This window comes from Salinivibrio sp. ML323 (genome assembly GCF_001995745.1).
GTDB lineage: Bacteria > Pseudomonadota > Gammaproteobacteria > Enterobacterales > Vibrionaceae > Salinivibrio > Salinivibrio kushneri.
Map to the genome: position 1 here is coordinate 1 of NZ_MUES01000009.1, position 18,965 is coordinate 18,965.

An 18,965-nucleotide genomic window follows, 5' to 3' on the forward strand; every position below is an offset into this window, starting at 1 on the left:
CTATTATTCAAGCTAAAAATCCATCATTAATGATGAATTTTATCCATATGGTGAAATTTTGTTGCATTAGAAGAGCTGTCACCTATAGTGACGTGACAGCTGCTTGCGTCTTTGCGTGGGATCAAAGGAGAGGCGATTATGTGATAGAGGTCACTTTAGATGTGTTCAGCGATCAGGCGATGGCTTGACGTAACCACAGGGCTATATCTTCGTACATAACTTTGTGACTTTGATCGGCATCAGCCCAGCTCATCACAAACTGGTAAAGTTTTTCTGGATGGTAGGCTTGTCCGATCAATTGATTGGCCAGTGTTTCTAGCGGTCCTGGCGTTAAACTGTCAGTGAATAACTGGCAATCGATGATTTCTCCATTTTTCACATCTAAATGCAGCTCAACCCCTCCCCATTCAAAACGCTCATCAAAGGTATGCATGAACTGCGGGCTGTTACCGAAATTCCATGCCCAACTGCACTGTTTTTCATAAATAGCGTCAAACCCTTCGACATCAGGCTTGGCGTCGGGGGAAATGTACTCAACCTCAGTGGTATGGCCGTAATGGCGGAAAAAGGCGGTTTTAATCGCGTCACACACGCGTTGGTGATCAACGTCTGGGACAAAGTCAGCGATATTGGCCACGCGCGCACGCACAGATGAAATCCCCTTAGCTTGGAGTTTTTTAGGATCAGGGTTGAGGTAATCACCCAGTCGCGACAAGTTGGCATTAATCAAGAGTGTACCGTGGTGAAAGCCGCGATCTTTGGCCTCTTTGTAGGCAGAGCCCGATACTTTTCTTGGGCCGTCGGGCGTGTCCATGGTGAGATCATTTCGGCCACTGGCTGAGGCTCTGATCCCGAGCGTTTTCAGCGCATTCAACACAATTTGTGTTGATACCGACTTGTCATAACCGGGCTTGCCGGCCATAAAGGTAAAATTGGTGTTGCCCAAATCATGAAACACCGCGCCCCCACCGCTTTGGCGTCTCGCCAACACCACAGCATCTTGTTCCATTTTGCGTGTATTACACTCGCGCCATGGGTTTTGACCGCGTCCAATAACCACCGTATTGTCATTACGCCATAGGAACAGGACGTTCTGCTGTGCCGACATGGTACGAAATATGGTGTCTTCCACGGCCAGATTGAACCAAGGGTGAGTGGACGTCGAAACAAACACACGTAAAGGGCGACTAGTGTCTTGCATACTGGCTCCAAGTATTCGGTAAACAAATTATTCGGGAAACGCGAGCGCGGACCAACTGGATTGTTGCCACGCAAGCTCGTTCGGCAATCAATATAGACGCTAGAATATCAAACAATACTTAGCGAGTTATTCAATCAGCGCTAACAGGCTCGATTTTTACCGCATTAACGCGCTGAATGACCAATCTGCCATCAAAATGACGCCACACGTGACCGGATGGCGAGGAAAAATAGCGTAAATGCTGTTTAGCGTTTGGCATTAGTCGTGGCATTAATTAGTATGTAAGGTCAATTTATTACCTGTTCTCTCAGTCAATTGGCATTGAGGCGTATTATTGAGACGACTCTGTCAGTTTGCTCAGACAATGGGTGAAACCATGATGTCAGCAGGTATTGTCACGCACCTACCTGATTTGGACTGCCCAACGGGTCGACGAGGAAACAATGCAACAATTAGAAGAAATTCTTGCGAATGCAACCAGTGCGGTGGCCGATGCCGCCTCTGTGGCTGCATTGGATGAAGTCCGGGTTAAATTCCTAGGAAAGAAAGGCGAGCTAACCGCACAATTACAGGCGTTGGGCAAACTGCCTCCGGAAGAGCGCCGCGAAGCGGGTCAAACGATTAACCAAGCCAAGCAAACCGTACAACAAGCGATTGCTGAGCGTAAAAATGCACTTGAGCGCGCCGAGTTGGAAGCGAAGCTTGCCGCAGAAACCATTGATGTAAGCTTGCCGGGCCGTCGTATTGAAAACGGTGGTATTCACCCCGTGACGCGCACCATTGAACGTATTGAGCAATTTTTCGGTGAGTTGGGTTTCTCTGTTGCGTCTGGGCCAGAGATTGAAGATGGTTTTCATAACTTTGATGCGCTGAATATCGCCCCAGATCATCCTGCGCGTACCGACCACGATACTTTCTTCTTTAACCCTGATTTGATGTTGCGTACGCACACCTCTGGCGTGCAGATCCGTACCATGGAAGCGGGTAAACCTCCATTTCGTATTATTGCCCCCGGTCGCGTTTATCGTAATGACTACGACCAAACGCATACCCCGATGTTCCACCAAGTGGAAGGGTTATTGGTCGATAAAGACATCACCTTTGCTGATCTCAAAGGGATCCTCAATGACTTCTTACGCAACTTTTTCGAGGAAGATCTAGAAGTGCGTTTCCGTCCCTCTTACTTCCCATTCACTGAGCCTTCTGCCGAAGTTGATGTGCGCCGCAAAGGCGGAAAATGGCTGGAGATCTTAGGCTGCGGCATGGTTCACCCGAATGTACTACGTGCGGTGAATATCGATCCAGAGGAATATCAAGGCTTTGCCTTTGGTATTGGCGTAGAGCGCCTGACTATGTTGCGTTATGGCGTGAATGATCTCCGTGCGTTCTTTGAGAACGATCTGCGCTTTTTGAAACAATTTAAGTAATCAGTGGGGCAAGGTAATAATGAAATTCAGTGAATCTTGGTTGAGAGAGTGGGTAAATCCAGCAAACGACACCGACGCGCTGGCCCATCAGATCACCATGGCCGGCCTTGAAGTCGATGAAATTGCACCCGTAGCTGGCGACTTTAGCGGCGTGGTTGTGGGTGAAGTGGTTGAGTGTGGCCAACACCCAGATGCAGACAAACTGCGTGTGACCAAAATCAATGTCGGCGACGATGAATTGCTTGATATCGTTTGTGGGGCACCTAACTGTCGTCAAGGCTTGAAAGTCGCGGTCGCGATGGTGGGCGCCGTATTACCCGGTGACTTCAAAATCAAAAAAGCGAAGCTGCGTGGTCAACCGTCCTTCGGTATGCTGTGCTCCTTTACCGAGCTGGGTATTGATGTGGAATCAGACGGCATTATCGAGCTGCCTACCGACGCGCCAATTGGTACCGACATTCGTGATTACCTCGCGCTAAACGATGTCACCATCGATGTTGATTTGACCCCGAACCGTGCTGATTGTTTAAGCCTGCGTGGTTTGGCACGTGAAGTCGGCGTATTGAACCGCGCTGATGTCACTGAACCGAGCATCACACCGGTTGCGGCCAGCATTGAAGACAAGGTATCGGTGCGCATTGATGCGCCGCAAGCGTGCCCACGTTATTTAGGGCGTGTGGTAAAAAACGTCGATCTTAATGCACAGACCCCGCTGTGGATGCAAGAGAAACTGCGCCGCAGTGGCATTCGCGCTATCGACCCTGTGGTGGATGTCACTAACTATGTGATGCTTGAGCAAGGTCAGCCGATGCACGCCTTTGATCTTAGCAAGCTTGAGGGTGGCATTGTGGTACGCATGGCAGAAGAGGGTGAACCCCTCACACTGCTGGATGGCAACGAAGCAACCCTTAACGCTCAGACATTGGTGATCGCGGATGAGAAAAAAGCCTTGGCGATGGCCGGGATCTTTGGCGGGCAAGACTCTGGCGTCACCACCGACACCCAAGATATCTTGCTCGAGTCGGCGTTTTTTGCCCCTGACGTGATCCGTGGCCGTGCGCGTAGCTATGGTTTGCACACCGATTCCTCCCACCGTTTTGAACGTGGCGTCGATCCAGCGTTACAAGCGGCGGCGATGGAGCGGGCGACTGAACTGCTTTTAGCGATTTGTGGTGGTGAAGCGGGAGAGGTTATAACCGCTGAGTCAGCAGAAACACTGCCAACTCGTGACACTGTCACCCTACGTCGTGAGAAGTTAGATGGTCTATTGGGTCATTCAATCGATAACAGTGATGTACAAGCTATTTTGTCCCGTCTAGGGTGTGCGGTAACAGAAACGGAGAAGGGCTGGCAAGCAACGGCACCTAGCTGGCGTTTTGATATTGCCATTGAGCAGGATTTGATTGAGGAAGTCGGGCGTATTTACGGCTACGACAACATTCCAACCCGTGCGCCTAAAGCGGCACTGGCTATGCGCGAATACAAAGAGGCAGCGATGCCACTGAAACGTGTCCGCGACTTATTGGTTGACCGTGGCTTCCACGAGGCGATTACCTACAGCTTTGTTGAACCTAAACAGCAAGCGCTGATTGTTCCCGATGTTGAGCCACTGATCCTGCCAAGCCCAATCTCTGCGGACATGTCAGCCATGCGCCTGAGCTTGCTTCCTGGGCTTTTAAACACGGTGGCCTATAACCAAAAACGTCAGCAGCCTCGTGTGCGCTTGTTTGAATTTGGCTTACGCTTTACCCCGGAAGGTGACACCGGTGGGACCGTTCGTCAATCGAGCATTCGCCAAGAGAGCATGCTTGCGGGTGTGATTGCAGGCCCTGGTAGTGAAGAGCATTGGGATCTGGCAAGCGCAACCGTTGACTTTTTTGATTTGAAAGGCGACCTAGAAGCGGTACTGGAACTCACCGGTAAGTTGAAAGACTTCCGTTTCGTGTCAGCATCCCATCCTGCCATGCACCCAGGTCAAACTGCCGCGATCGAGTTTGACGGCAAAGTAGTGGGTCATATTGGTACCTTGCATCCTGAGCTTGAGCGTGAGTTTGGCTTAAATGGCCGAACGGTGGTGTTTGAGCTGGAGTGGCAAGCCATTGACGAACGCTTTATTCCCGAAGCGGCAGGGCTATCGAAATTCCCTGCCAACCGCCGTGATATTGCGGTGATTGCCGATCAATCGCTTGCGTCGGGCGATGTGGTGGACGCGTGTTTGCAAAGCGGCAACCCATTGCTTAAGGACGCACAGCTTTTCGACCTTTACACTGGCAAAGGTGTGGAAGAGGGCAAGAAGAGCTTGGCAATCGCACTGACCTTGCAATCTGATGCGCGCACGCTTGAGGAAGCCGATATCAATGATGCCGTGTCTGGTGTTGTTAGCCATTTATCAGAGAAATTAGGCGTTACCTTGCGTGATTAAGCTAACGTCATCCCAAAAAGCAGCGGAAACGCTGCTTTTTTTATGCCTAAATGGCCTAACATCTATCCATTTGAAAAACTAAATAAATTCACTATATTTGGTGAGTAAGTGTTCAAATATTGATAAAAAAGCCTAATATTAAGCAGCTTAGTAGTCTATGACCTATGCTGGTTAAGAAAACGCTTGTAACACCTTGGTTTGAAAGGTCAATTTTTTGGACATTGCTCGTGATTTTTTAATGTAAAAAAGTTGGCGCAAATCAGCCAGTTGGCATACACTTGTTTTGAGCTGGCCTGCAAATATCCCTAAAATACAAGGGCTAAAGACGTATGGGTCAAGTGTAGAATGGTGGTGTCGATACTGCGGTATTGCATATGTGTTCAACAATTCTTGAGGGAAAAACCTATGGCGCTCACTAAGGCCGATTTGGCTGAGAACCTGTTTGAAAATATCGGGATTAGCAAACGGGACGCCAAGGAGACAGTCGAGGTGTTTTTCGAAGAAGTTCGGAAAGCGCTCGAAAGTGGCGAACAGGTCAAGTTATCAGGGTTTGGTAACTTCGACTTACGAGACAAGAATGAACGTCCCGGTCGAAATCCCAAAACAGGGGAAGATATTCCGATCACTGCGCGCCGCGTCGTGACATTTCGACCTGGCCAGAAACTCAAAGCGCGAGTTGAAAATGCAGACGTTGAACAATAACGCTGCGTGACCCCGACAGTGGTGACGATACCACACTAGAAAGCCGTGTGCAGATGTGCCACGGCTTTTTAATTTGTCTATACATGATCACATTGTGAGGGGAAAACACTGGGTTTATTGGTTATCTCGCTGTAACGTTTTGTTGTCTAGTTGTAATAAAAGGAAGCATTATGCTGACAGCACGCCCAGGTGCCTTTATTGATGCCGCACTCACCGCACCTCACGCTTTTACCCCAGACTCATGGCGAGTGGGCTCGCTCACCGTCAATCACAGTGCCCCCGGTATTATTTCGATACAGCCCGATGTCGCCAAGGTTTCGCGTTGCGTCGTATTGTCATCAGGCATTCATGGTGACGAAACCGCGCCCATCGAGCTTATTGACCAGCTACTCGCCGATATCTTGTCAGAGCAATTTATCCCCAATGTGCCGCTATTACTGATTATTGGTCATGCCGAAGCGATTAAAGCGCACACTCGCTTTATTGAAGATAACCTTAATCGTCTATTTGGTGGCTGGAATGAAGAAAAGAATGAAGAGCACTATCTTGCTAACCAATTGCAAACAGCCGTGAGCGACTTCTTTGCCGCCCAGCCAGACGACATGACTCGTTGGCACCTCGACTTACACAGTGCCATTCGTGAGTCCTATCATTATATGTTTGGTGTGATCCCCACCACGCCGACCGCGAGAGATGTACGTCCACTGGCCGCATTACTCAATGACGCCAAAATGGATGCCACTGTCCTTTCCCAATCGCCATCACCCACCTTTAGTTGGTATAGCGCCAACCACCACGGTGCGCTGGCTGCTACCTTAGAAATGGGCCGGGTCGCGCCATTGTTTGAAAATGATATGCGTGAGTACGATCCGCTTGATCGCACCTTACGAGGCTTACTCAAAGCCGCCACATTACCGACTGAATTAGCGCCGATGCGCTTTTACCGTGTGACGCGAACCTTGACCAAGCACACCGATCAGTTCGCGCTCACTTTTCCCTCATCGGCTAAAAACTTTACACCGTTCGAGCAGGGGGCATTATTGGCCACCGACAAGGGACAAGAAATCTATGCCGAGCATGAGGGAGAAGTGGTGATCTTTCCCAATGCCAATGTCCACGTTGGTCATCGGGCTGGGTTACTCGCCACCCCCTTTGAGCCCACTGTCAATCAACCGATCTATGTGCACGCACCACAAAAAGCCTCGGCGTAGCGCTTTTCAAGCGGGCAGTCAGTCGGTAAAGTGCGTCGCAGTATTGGTTTAATGGATGACGCATGCGAGTGTCAGAACTTACCGCTCGCCAACAGAGCCGTTGGCGGCGCGCGTTACTTACTTTCTCGGCTTTGCTTTTGTTGGTGTGTGGGCTTGCACTGAGTGTGGGCGAAATATGGATCAATCCTTTTGCGCCCGGCTCAACATTAGAGCAGCAATTACTCCTACAACTTCGCCTCCCTCGTGTGCTAGTCAGTGTGATGATAGGCGCCTCACTGGCGATGGCTGGGGCAAGTTTACAAGTGCTATTGGGTAACCCACTGGCGGAGCCAGGTGTCTTAGGCATTTCCGGCGGCGCAAGCATCGCCGTGGTCTTACTGTTGTTGCTCGCGCCGGCTTGGGCGTCGAGTGGCAGTATGGCCGTCGCTGCCATGTTGGGCGCGAGCTTGTTTACCTTTATATTAGTGATATTAGCCCGTCGCGCTCTAGCGACGGCTCGCATTTTATTGGTCGGTGTTGCGCTTAGCATTTTGGCGGGGGCAGGCGTCACCTTGGCGTTTTACTTCAGCACTGACTTTAATTTGCGCCAATTAATGGTTTGGTTAATGGGATCGCTGTCCGGCATGCGATTGGAGCATGTGGGTATACTGACAATGACCTTACCTTGTATTGCATTATTGTGGCGATACGGGCATAAGCTTGACCAGCTTATGCTCGGTGAGTCTCAGGCGCAGCAATTAGGGCTAGACACACATCAACTACGTTGGCAATTGATCGCCTTAATTAGCGTTTTAGTCGGGGTATCTGTGGCTGTGGCGGGTGTTATTGGCTTTATTGGCTTAATTGTTCCGCACTACTTACGTCTTTGGCTCGGTAGCCGTAATCGTACCTTATTACCCATGTCTGCGTTGGCAGGGGCGCTACTATTGGTCAGCGCCGATACCGTTGGCCGACTTATTCTTCCCTCAGCGGAACTGCCGGTGGGGGTAGTGACCAGTGTGCTTGGTGCGCCATTATTTATTTGGATGTTGGTGAGGGCGGGATGATCGTTGACGCTAAAGACTTAAGCTTAGCACCACGTCTGCTGCCGATATCTTTATCGGTTGAGGCCGGGCAAGTGGTACACCTTATCGGCCCCAACGGAAGTGGTAAAAGCACTTTACTGGAACTCTTGTCGGGCTTGGAAGTGCCGCAATCGGGGAGTGTCTGGCTGCAAGGGCAACCTGTATCAGGACAAACCCGATACGATTTGGCGCAAGTGCGGGGATACCTGATGCAACAACAGCGCCCCGCGTTTGTCATGGCGGTATTTGAATACCTCAACCTAGTGCTCGATAGTGTGCAATTGGCAACCGGTGAGATTCGCGACAAGGCCGTCGCTGACGTGGTGTCTCGCTTGGCCATCAGCGACAAGCTCCACCGAAGAATAGACAGCTTATCGGGCGGTGAGTGGCAGCGGGTGCGTTTGGCGGGCGTTTTATTGCAAGTCTCCAAAGCGTTAAATCCACATGCGTGTTTACTGTTGCTAGATGAGCCGTCAACTGGGCTCGATGTCGCGCAACAGGCGGTGATTTATCAAGAAATAACCGCCTTGGCGCGAGAGCAGGAGATTGCGATTATCATGGCCAATCACGACTTAAACCGTACCCTTGAGCACGCGGATACGGTGGTGGTGCTTCAACAAGGGCGTATTGTGTCGCTTGGCCCACCGAAGGCAGTATTGACCGATCGGCTGCTTTCAGATGTTTTTGCCACCCCGCTAGAGCAAGTATCGACCGCCAATGGCCCGGTGATCATGCGCGCGTCTTCGGCATGAGTGTGAATATCTTAAAAACTAGCTTTCGTCGTCGTTTTCAATCACATTAAGCTTGGCGCGAATAAACTCGGCATGATCCACATAAAGTAGCTCAGCGGTTTTACGGATCACCGCTTCCTCGAGCGGATCAATGTTCTCGTCAGCATATGCCACCGACCACATCGCCTCGATTAGGGCTATCCGCGCTTGTGGGTCAAGATCGCGCAGTTTATCCGTATATTCATACAGCGAGGTCGCATGCTCACTGTGTTGCCTTGCATCCTCCAACAATTGCTCAGCTTGTGCGGTGTCCAGGGAAAGGAGCTGGCATATTCGATCACGTTTCGTGGCCTTCTCGCGCTCGTCGATATCGTGATCGGCCATCGCCACTTCACTTAATAGCCCCGCCATCGCTTGGTGGAGGGATAGCCCCGCTTGCTGACCCGATTGTCCTATATCAGCGTTCAGCGCCGACTCTAACTTATTCAGTAGTTGTTTAAGCATGGTCACTCTCCTCACTGCGGAGCGAAATTGTGATGGGTTTATTCAGACACTGTCGCGGTTTGGCCATTTGCTAGACAATACGTCGCAAATGCACTCAGCGTTTACTTATTACCGGCATGGTATAGAGGGTGGGTCACTCAATGACACGCAGCCTCACCCATCCCGCTTTGATTCTTTTTACTTTGTGATAGGATGCGACACCAATCAACCTTATTTATCGGCTGTGACACTGATAAACGCCTTAAAAGATTAAGCAGTAAGCAGGAATCGCCTTGAGTTCACGTCATCACAACACGCCAGAGACACTGTTTGCAGCGCTAAACGATTGTATGCTGCAAGACCGTTTTCGTTTTAAAAAGCGCATCCACGGCGCGCAAAAAATCAAAAAAGACGACGCCAAACAGGCGGTGTACGACCAAATCGCCGCAGAGATGGCGCAGAGTATGCAGCGTTTGTTGTCGCGACAAGCCAGTGCGCCAACCGTTCGCTATCCAGAAGAACTGCCTGTTAGTCAGAAGAAAGATGACATTGCCGAGGCAATCGCGAACAACCAAGTGGTGATCATTGCGGGGGAAACGGGCTCAGGTAAAACCACTCAGCTGCCCAAAATCTGTATGGAGCTTGGGCTAGGTGTCGCCGGTACCATAGGTCACACTCAGCCACGTCGCTTGGCTGCACGCTCGGTCGCTTCACGGATTGCTGAAGAGCTTGACGTCGAGTTAGGCAGCAGCGTGGGCTATAAAGTGCGTTTTAATGACAAAGTCTCAGAGGCGACGCAAGTCAAACTGATGACGGACGGGATCTTGTTGGCCGAAATCCAGCACGATCGGTATCTGAATCAGTACGACTGCATCATTATCGATGAAGCGCACGAGCGCAGCTTAAATATCGACTTTATTCTCGGCTATTTGCGCGAATTATTGCCCAAGCGCCCCGATCTCAAAGTCATCATTACCTCGGCAACCATCGATCCTGAGCGTTTTTCTAAGCACTTCAATAACGCGCCTATGATAGAGGTGTCGGGCCGAACGTATCCGGTGGAAGTGCGCTACCGTCCATTGGTGGAAGAGGACGATAGCGATCGTGACCAGCTTGAAGCGATCAGCGATGCGGTTGATGAACTGTGTCAGGAAGGGCCGGGTGATATCCTGATTTTTATGAACGGTGAGCGTGAAATTCGCGACACCGCCGATCATCTTCAGCGCCGTCAACTGCGTGATACCGAAATTTTACCCTTATACGCGCGACTGTCTGCTGGCGAGCAAAACCGTGTATTCCAATCTCACTCGGGACGCCGGATTGTACTGGCCACCAACGTCGCTGAGACCTCACTAACCGTACCGGGCATTAAGTATGTGATTGATCCCGGCACGGCGCGGATTTCTCGCTATAGCTACCGGACCAAGGTGCAGCGACTGCCGATTGAGCCGATTTCACAGGCCAGTGCTAATCAGCGTAAAGGACGCTGTGGCCGTGTAWCGGAAGGCATTTGTGTGCGCCTGTATAGCGAAGAGGACTTTTTAGGCCGTCCGGAATTTACCGATCCAGAAATTCTGCGGACGAATCTAGCCTCTGTTATCTTGCAAATGACGGCACTAGGGCTCGGTGATATTCAAGCCTTTCCGTTCGTTCAGCCGCCTGACAGCCGTCATATTAAAGATGGTGTCCGCTTGCTTGAAGAGCTGGGTGCGATTAAGCCCGGCCAAGCTACCGACAAACGTAAACTGACCGCCATCGGTAAGACCTTGGCCAAACTGCCGATTGACCCGCGTTTGGCACGCATGGTGATTGAGGCACCTAAGCATGGTGCCTTACATGAGGTGATGGTGATTGCCGCGGCCTTAGCAATCCAAGACCCGCGTGAGCGTCCAGCGGATAAGCAGCAACAAGCGGATGAAAAGCACCGTCGTTTTGCCGATAAAGAATCGGACTTTTTGGCCTATGTAAACCTTTGGGATTACGTCAAAGAGCAGCAAAAAGCGTTATCGAACAACCAGTTCCGTAAGCAGTGCAAAAAAGACTACCTCAATTACTTGCGCGTGCGAGAGTGGCAAGACGTCCACTATCAAATCACCCAGGTGATGAAAGAGCAGAAGGTGCAATTTAACCAAGAGCCCGCCAGTTATCAGGCCATTCATATGGCACTGCTTGCCGGGCTATTGAGCCACATTGGCCTGAAAGACCAAGAAAAGAATGAATACCAAGGCGCGCGGAATGCACGATTCCATATTTTCCCCGGCTCTGGGCTTTTCAAAAAGCAGCCTAAATGGGTGATGGTGGCCGAGCTGGTTGAAACCTCCAAACTTTGGGGGCGAATTGTCGCGCGTATCCAACCCGAATGGGTGGAGCCACTGGCGCAGCATTTGATTAAGCGCAGCTACAGTGAACCACATTGGTCACGCAAGCAAGCGGCGGTGATGGCCAGTGAGAAGGTCACGCTATACGGGATCCCGATTGTGGCGAGCCGTAAAGTCAATTATGGCGCCATCGATCCGGTGGTCAGCCGTGAGCTGTTTATTCGTTCGGCATTGGTTGAGGGGGATTGGCAAACCAAGCATGCTTTTTTCCACCAAAACCAAAAGCTGCTGGAGGAAGTGGAAGAGCTCGAGCTGAAATCTCGCCGGCGCGATATTTTGGCAGACGACGATACCTTGTTCGACTTTTACGATCAGCGCCTCGAGCATAGCGTGGTCAGCGGGCGTCACTTCGATACCTGGTGGAAAAAGGCACGTCAAGACAACCCCGATCTGCTCAACTTTGAAAAAGCCATGCTATTGCAAGGCGACGCCAGCCATGTCACGGAGCTGGATTACCCCAACTTTTGGTATCAAGGCAACTTGAAACTCAAACTGAGCTACCAATTCGAGCCTGGCCAAGACCACGATGGGGTGACGGTGCATATCCCGTTGCCGATCCTCAATCAGGTATCAGAAGAAGGGTTTGACTGGCACGTCYCCGGGCTACGTCACGAGCTAATTGTCGCGCTGATTAAATCGCTACCCAAACCGTTACGACGTAACTTTGTACCCGCACCAAACTATGCCGATGCGATCTTACAGCGCGTGACGCCCATGGAGGCGCCCTTGCTCGATAGCATGGAAAAAGCCTTAAAGCAGATGTCAGGTGTCACCATTGACCGTGACAGTTGGAACTTTAGCCAGCTCCCCGAGCATTTGCGCATCCAGTTCCGCGTTGTGGATGATAAAAACCGCACCTTGTCTGAAAGCGAAGACTTAAACACACTCAAAGTCTCGCTAAAAGACAAAGTACAAGCGACCTTATCGGATGTCGCGGACGATGATATTGAGCAGCAAGGGATCACCCAATGGAGCTTTGGGGCATTGCCTCAGCGTTATCAGCAGAAAAAGCATGGCTTTGAAGTCAAAGCCTATCCGGCCTTGGTGGATGAAAAAGACAGTGTGGCGATTCGTCTGTTCGAAACCGAATACCAGCAACAAAAAGCCATGCAAGCGGGTCAACGTCGGCTGATCTTGCTCAATGTGCCATCGCCAATTAAATATCTACATGCGCATTTGCCCAACAAGTCGAAACTCGGTCTGTATTTTAATCCATATGGCCGCGTGTTGGATTTGATCGATGATTGCATCGCCTGTGGCGTGGATAAGCTCATTGCGCAACACGGCGGCTTAACCTGGGAGGCGCAAGCATTTGAGGCGCTTAAAGAGACGGTGCGTGCGGAGCTAGGCGATACCGTGGTGGACATCGCGCAACAGGTCGAACAAATATTGACGCACGCGTTCAATATCAACAAAAAGCTCAAAGGCAAAGTGGATCTCTCGATGGCGTTTGCGATGTCGGATATCAAAGCCCAACTAGAAGGGCTGATTTACAAGGGCTTTGCCACCGAATCAGGTTGGCAGCGGCTTCCCGATATTCTGCGCTATATGAAAGCGATCGAACGTCGATTAGAAAAGCTCCCCGTGGATCCTACCCGCGATCGCAATCACATGCTCAAGATAGAGTCTGTGATGAACGAGTATAAAGCATTGCTAAATAAGATCCCTAAAGGCAAGCCCATACCTGATGAAGTAAAAGCGATTCGTTGGATGATTGAAGAGCTGCGCGTGAGCTATTTCGCGCAACAACTCGGCACGCCTTACCCCGTCTCGGATAAGCGGATTAAAAACGCCATTGCGGCGATATAACCCGGCAAGCTTATGCCGCTGCGGATTAGATGAAGACGGGCAAAGCGTCGACGTGAAATAATTTATATAAATATCAATAAGTAATCAAAACCGTGTCATATGGCACGGTTTTTGTTTTTGTCAATACGAACGACAGACCGCTCGGTAGTTCGTGTTGCCGTGGCAAGAAAGGAGCAAAAAATGAAACAAGCAGGTGTGGCCCCTTGGTATCGGATCGTTTTGTATGTATTGGCGATCAGCATGCCAACCTCGGTTTGGGCCAGTTTTAAAGATGAGGTCAGTGGGTTGTACCAATCTCTCAATCTCGCTGGGGAGGTGTCATACCAGGCCTTCGCAGATGCGTATCGCCACTTTGCCCATAACCGTAGCCGCAAACCTGTAATGACGCTAATTGACTATGGCAAACCTTCGTCAGAAAAGCGATTTTGGGTGATCAATGTGAAAAAGCGTCAAGTGTTATTTCGTTCCTACGTGTCACACGGCAAAAACAGTGGCTCCCTTTACGCAAAGCGTTTTTCGAATCAGATTAATTCCTTGCAAACATCATTGGGGGTCTATCGTGCGGCGGAAACCTATCATGGTAAGCACGGCTACTCACTGCGTTTAGATGGCCTTTCCAAGGGATTAAACGATAATGCGCGCGCAAGGGCGATTGTGATACACGGTGCCGATTATGCGCACCCTAAGGTGATTAAACAAAGCGGCCAATTAGGCCGAAGCTGGGGCTGCCCGGCGTTACCTAGCTATTTATCGGCCCGCGTGATTGATGCGATCAAAAACGGCACCTTTATCTATGCTTTTGCCAGCCAAGCTTGATGGTTCTTGATTGCGCAGCGGACGAGGTTTCACGAGTCATTTCACGGTGGGCGATGTAACACCTGCACATTGTTCACCGTGAACGCTAATTCTCTACCACGAAAAAATAAAGGCATGTTGATACGCCTTTTATCGCGCTAGTCTATGCTCCTTACCACTAAGGAGGAATGCCATGGCACGCCTAAATCCTTTTACTTTGTGCTTACTCTCCGCATTTACCCTGTTTCCCACCAGTGATGTTGATGCTGCACCGTCTGCACCAGCGCTGATGCATGGTATTGACGGACAGATTGCCGAACACGACTATCGTGGCTATTGGGTCAGCGAAAAACTGGATGGGATCCGCGCCTATTGGACCGGCACGCAACTCTTAACCCGACAAGGAAATCTCATTCACGCACCGGATAGATTGATTCAATCGCTGCCAACCACGCCTTTAGATGGTGAGCTATGGGCCGGAAGAGGTGGGTTTCAAACTGTGTTGCGTACCGTGTTGGACGATAAACCGGATCCTGACGCGTGGCAGAGCGTTCGTTTTTATGCGTTTGATTTACCGGATCAACCTGGTCCGTTTTCTGCTCGCTATGCAGCACTGAAAAAGATAGTCACAAATAGCGCATCGCCGTTCTTAGCATTGGTAAAGCAAACGCCGGTGACTGACAATGATGAACTCGAGGCACAGCTTTCTGCTATTGATGAATCGGGCGGTGAAGGCTTGATGCTGCATCATCCTGATAGTGTGTATGTGGGGCAGCGCGTAGACAGCGTCGTTAAGTTGAAAACCTACCAAGAAAAAGAAGTGACTGTGGTAGAAGTGAATCCGGGAAAAGGGCGGTTACAAGGCTTGATGGGCTCTCTGGTAGTACGCCTGGCTGACGGCACCGAGTTTAGCGTGGGATCGGGCTTTAGTGATGCGCAACGGGCTGATCCACCACAGATTGGTAGTACTATCTTGGTACGCCACAACGGTGTCACTCAAAAAGGCATCCCACGCTTTGCGCGTTTTATTCACGAGAAACCAACGCGTTAAAAAAGAACCCGCCAAACGGTTGGCGGGGTTGTGGGTCGGTTTAGTGCTCGTGCGTGGCGGGTGACGAGTCCTGACTTGCGCGAGGGCGCAGTTGGTGGTCTAAGCACTGGCAATCAACACTGTATTTTTTCTTCCCGGTCTTTCCAATCCCAGGGTTAAAACTGTTGGTAGGATCTAACTGGTGATAGAAATTAGCCAAATCCGGCTCCGCGGCATAAAGGTGTCCCACATTATGCTCGGCTGGGTATTTGGCGCCTCGCTCATTTAGCAAAGCTAGCATTTTCGCCTTAATTGCCGACACGTCCGCACCTTTTCTCACCACATAGTCTTGGTGGAAGACGTGGCAGAAAAAGTGCCCGTAATAAAGTTTGGCCACCATCTCTTGTTCTATCTCGACGGGCAAGTGTTCTTCCCACTCGGTCTCGTTGCGCTTAAGGGCTATATCTAACGCGAGAATGTCTTCCACATCGCGACTGTGCATCGTGTGGTAGCGAATCGCCGCCCCGGCTGCGGCAAAGCGGTGAAGCATGGCTTTTTTCGCTTCATCCTCACTACAGGCAAAGTAATCACTGTCTGCGTGTTCGGCAAAAAAACGGCTTAAAAACGCCGAAGCTTCCTCGATTCCTTCCTCTGAGGCTTTGAATATTAGGTGGTGCTCAAATCTATCGCGAAACGCGAGCATACGTTTGGGTAAGTGCTGCGGAAAAAGCTGACTGGCGTATTGCATCACTTTATCGGGTAATGCGTTAGGCAGTAACGGCACCTTATCTAACCAATTTGTTATTTTTGCTTTCAAGGCAAACATTTTCGGGATTGAATCCGTGCCCAGTCGACCAATCGCTAAAAACACATCTTTTCCGTAACGCTCAGCGATATCAAAGGCGTCACGGTGCATATATTCCGCCACTTCAGGCAAGTGTGAAAGCTCGGTAAGTACACGGCGACGCAATGTATTGAGCACATCTGGGTTGTTAGTGCCAATGTAAAAGACTTGCTCACGTTCAGGGATCGGGTAGGTATCAAGGCGCACGGCAAAGACAGCCAGTTTCCCTGCACAGCCGCTCACTTCATGTAAGCGGTGTTTGTCGGCGTTATAGCGCGCGGGGCTGTCAGCATCGACATCACGCAAGATTTGCTCGTAGTCATCTGCAGACGCCTTACGCGCGTCATAGGTGATATCACGGGGTGTGTAATCACCACGCTCAACGCGCGAAAGAATGGTTTCTGGGTCATCACCCAGGGCAATGCCTAAATGATTCACCAGCGTTAGCTCACCATCCTCATTTAACTGTGCAAATAATGAATATTCGGTATAAGCCGGGCCGCGTTTAACCAATGCACCTCCGGAATTATTGGCCACACCACCAACAATCGATGCGCCAATGCACGACGAACCGATGACCGAATGCGGCGCGCGCTTAAGAGGCCTGAGCGTCTGCTCTAGCTGATGCAATGTTGTGCCGGGAAAACTCAGTACCTGCTTACCGTTATCGATAAGCTGTAATCCGTCTAAGCGTGTGGTGTTGATTATTACCACATCACGATCGTAGTCGCTGCCTTTGGGGGTTGAGCCTTCGGTTAAGCCCGTATTCGCGGCTTGCATGATCATCACCACATCCGCGTCGACACAGGCTTGGAGCACCCGCCATTGCATCACTAAAGAGGTGGGAAAAATAACGGCGAGCGCAGGACCACCTCCCGAGCGAAAGCCAGTCCGATAATGCTGGGTCTGGTTTGTCTCAGTGAGTAAGTTATTCTTGCCTACGATGTCGGTTAAGGTGGAAATAAATGCTTGTTGCTGTGATGACGACAAACGTGATGGGGTGTTCATAAGCGTTCCTTTCCTTTACGTTACGACAAAGGCTGGGGTCAGCCTAGCTGGCCCGCTTGTGGAGAGAAAGGCCGAGAGGTGGCTCGGCCAATAACATGTAAGATTACGCCCCGGAGAGGACATCGGCAAACTGCAACACATTGACCAAGACAATGCCGATGACAGCGGCGGCAATCAGGTAATAAAGCGTGGGTAAGACGGTTTTACGCAGGGTCACGCCCTCACGGCCGAGTAAGCCGACCGTCGCGGATGCGGCGACCACGTTATGGATAGCGATCATATTGCCGGCTGCCGCACCGACGGCTTGCAGGGCAATCACCACTACGGTCGATGATCCTAAGGTTTGTGCCACTTCAAACTGAAACTGGCTAAACATCATATTGGACACCGTATTGGAGCCTGCAATAAAAGCGCCCAATGCGCCAATGGTGGCGCTCAACGCTGGGAAGCCATCTCCCACTAAATCGGCCGCAAAGCGTGCGGTCATGACCGGCATACTCACCAAATCGGCACCATTCACGCCTGAGTTAATAAAAATACGTACCATAGGGATGGTAAACACCAACACAAACCCGGCACCAATCAATGTTTTACTCGATTCACGCGCCGCGGTTAACAGCGGCGGCAATTGACGCGCCTGAAGCAACACGGCTAACAAAGCCACGAACGCAAGGATGCCGCCTGGCAGATAAAGTGGTTGAATGGCAGCGTTGACCCCAGTTTCACCAAACAACGCGGAGAAACCAAGGCTGACATCGGTCAGTGCCGTTTTGACCGTCGGGCTGACGCGGCTGATCACCAAGAAAACCGCCAACAACACATAGGGCGTCCAGGCCATGGCCATGCTCATCGGCTTTTCTTGAACCTTGAGATCCATTTTCAGCGAGCCTAACCAATGGCTCGGCCAGGTCGACTCATCATCAAAGTCCCACTGATTTTTCGGGACTAAAAAGCCTTTACGTGCGGCAGTTGTGACCAACACGATCCCTGCCAGACCACCGAGTAATGAAGGGAATTCAGGTCCTAACAACCAGCCGGTGAGGGCATAAGGAACGGTGAAGGCTAACCCGGCGAAAATCGCAARCGGTGCCACCTCTAAGCCTTCTTTCCAGCTCTTATTCTTGCCGAAAAAGCGGGTCAACATCATTGCCATTAGCAAAGGCATTAGTGTGCCAATCACCGCGTGAATAAAGGATACTTGCGTGGTAATAGATTGCAGGTAGGTCGCCCAATCACTGCCATTAGCGGTGAGCGTTTGCCCAATCGCATGGCTGTCTAACCCTTTGTTGACGCCCACAATAATAGGCGTGCCGACCGCACCAAAGGAGACCGGCGTCGATTGGATCATCATACCGACGACAACTGCGGCGAGAGCAGGGAAGCCGATGGCGACCAACAACGGCGCGGCAATGGCGGCGGGCGTACCGAAACCTGATGCGCCCTCGATGAAAGATCCAAAGCACCATGCAATGATGATGGCCTGAATGCGTCTGTCATCGGAGATGGTGGTAAAGCCATTACGTATTACGGTAATCGCGCCGGTGTGTTTTAAAGTGTTGAGCAAAAGGATGGCACCAAACACGATCCAAAGGACGGCTGCCGTAATGATCAAGCCTTGTGCGATGGAGGCCGACACACGTGCTGCACTCATCTGCCACTGGAAGAGTGCGATTAAGACTGTCATGATAAAGGCAACGGGCATCGCCTTTTTAGCTGGCCAATTTAAGCCGACCAGTAAGATCGCCGCGACCACGATGGGTGAAAACGCGATGAGGGCGTATAGGGTATCTGTCATAGGTGTTCCTTATTAGGTGTCTCTTCCGTTGAATCACGTTGAATAAACAAGTCACCGATGTGTTG

The 18,965-nt window shown here is 50.8% G+C and carries 14 protein-coding genes; 10 read left to right on the forward strand and 4 right to left on the reverse strand.

The window, feature by feature from the left end:
* Positions 1 to 188, forward strand: a 188-nt coding sequence (locus tag BZG13_RS15415) for a hypothetical protein (protein WP_206744308.1), incomplete at its 5' end; no start/stop codon positions are given.
* Here the strand turns inward: BZG13_RS15415 and BZG13_RS08010 are convergent.
* A complete protein-coding gene (locus BZG13_RS08010; RefSeq protein WP_077486242.1) occupies positions 173 to 1,201 on the reverse strand; it encodes a lipoate--protein ligase in 1,029 nt (342 codons plus the stop codon). The genes BZG13_RS15415 and BZG13_RS08010 overlap by 16 nt on opposite strands.
* A 443-nt stretch (positions 1,202 to 1,644) precedes the next feature.
* Between BZG13_RS08010 and pheS the strand changes: the two genes are divergently transcribed.
* From pheS to btuD, 6 genes are all read left to right on the forward strand, one after another.
* Positions 1,645 to 2,628 (forward strand): phenylalanine--tRNA ligase subunit alpha, encoded by a 984-nt coding sequence (gene pheS / locus BZG13_RS08015; protein WP_069362382.1) that lies wholly within the window; start codon positions 1,645 to 1,647, stop codon positions 2,626 to 2,628.
* A gap of 19 nt (positions 2,629 to 2,647) precedes the next feature.
* A complete protein-coding gene (gene pheT / locus BZG13_RS08020; RefSeq protein WP_077486243.1) occupies positions 2,648 to 5,050 on the forward strand; it encodes a phenylalanine--tRNA ligase subunit beta in 2,403 nt (800 codons plus the stop codon).
* A gap of 405 nt (positions 5,051 to 5,455) precedes the next feature.
* A complete protein-coding gene (gene ihfA / locus BZG13_RS08025; protein ID WP_069362384.1) occupies positions 5,456 to 5,752 on the forward strand; it encodes an integration host factor subunit alpha in 297 nt (98 codons plus the stop codon).
* Positions 5,753 to 5,922: 170 nt separating this feature from the next.
* Positions 5,923 to 6,963: a succinylglutamate desuccinylase gene (locus BZG13_RS08030; protein ID WP_077486244.1), complete on the forward strand. Its 1,041-nt coding sequence runs from the start codon at positions 5,923 to 5,925 to the stop codon at positions 6,961 to 6,963.
* Between the two features lie 62 nt (positions 6,964 to 7,025).
* Positions 7,026 to 8,009 (forward strand): vitamin B12 ABC transporter permease BtuC, encoded by a 984-nt coding sequence (btuC, locus tag BZG13_RS08035; protein WP_077459491.1) that lies wholly within the window; start codon positions 7,026 to 7,028, stop codon positions 8,007 to 8,009.
* Positions 8,006 to 8,779, forward strand: a complete 774-nt coding sequence (btuD, locus tag BZG13_RS08040) for a vitamin B12 ABC transporter ATP-binding protein BtuD (protein ID WP_108743871.1) — start codon at positions 8,006 to 8,008, stop codon at positions 8,777 to 8,779. Before btuC ends, btuD begins: the two co-directional genes overlap by 4 nt.
* A gap of 18 nt (positions 8,780 to 8,797) precedes the next feature.
* Here the strand turns inward: btuD and BZG13_RS08045 are convergent, their stop codons facing one another.
* Complete coding sequence (locus BZG13_RS08045; protein ID WP_077486245.1) at positions 8,798 to 9,262, reverse strand: tellurite resistance TerB family protein; 465 nt, start codon at positions 9,260 to 9,262, stop codon at positions 8,798 to 8,800.
* Between the two features lie 329 nt (positions 9,263 to 9,591).
* Between BZG13_RS08045 and hrpA the strand changes: the two genes are divergently transcribed.
* From hrpA to BZG13_RS08060, 3 genes are all read left to right on the forward strand, one after another.
* A complete protein-coding gene (gene hrpA, locus BZG13_RS08050) occupies positions 9,592 to 13,428 on the forward strand; it encodes an ATP-dependent RNA helicase HrpA (RefSeq protein WP_077486282.1) in 3,837 nt (1,278 codons plus the stop codon).
* Positions 13,429 to 13,608: 180 nt separating this feature from the next.
* Complete coding sequence (locus BZG13_RS08055; protein ID WP_077486246.1) at positions 13,609 to 14,244, forward strand: murein L,D-transpeptidase catalytic domain family protein; 636 nt, start codon at positions 13,609 to 13,611, stop codon at positions 14,242 to 14,244.
* Between the two features lie 172 nt (positions 14,245 to 14,416).
* The gene (locus BZG13_RS08060) at positions 14,417 to 15,274 is read left to right on the forward strand and encodes a DNA ligase (RefSeq protein WP_077486247.1); all 858 of its coding nucleotides are present in this window, start codon (positions 14,417 to 14,419) and stop codon (positions 15,272 to 15,274) included.
* 40 nt (positions 15,275 to 15,314) lie between these two features.
* On the opposite strand, the gene dld is transcribed toward BZG13_RS08060, so the two are convergent.
* Positions 15,315 to 17,105: a D-lactate dehydrogenase gene (gene dld, locus BZG13_RS08065; RefSeq protein WP_077486248.1), complete on the reverse strand. Its 1,791-nt coding sequence runs from the start codon at positions 17,103 to 17,105 to the stop codon at positions 15,315 to 15,317.
* Positions 17,106 to 17,208: 103 nt separating this feature from the next.
* Positions 17,209 to 18,900, reverse strand: coding sequence for an L-lactate permease (locus tag BZG13_RS08070; RefSeq protein WP_077486249.1), 1,692 nt, complete (start codon positions 18,898 to 18,900; stop codon positions 17,209 to 17,211).
* Positions 18,901 to 18,965: the final 65 nt, after the last annotated feature.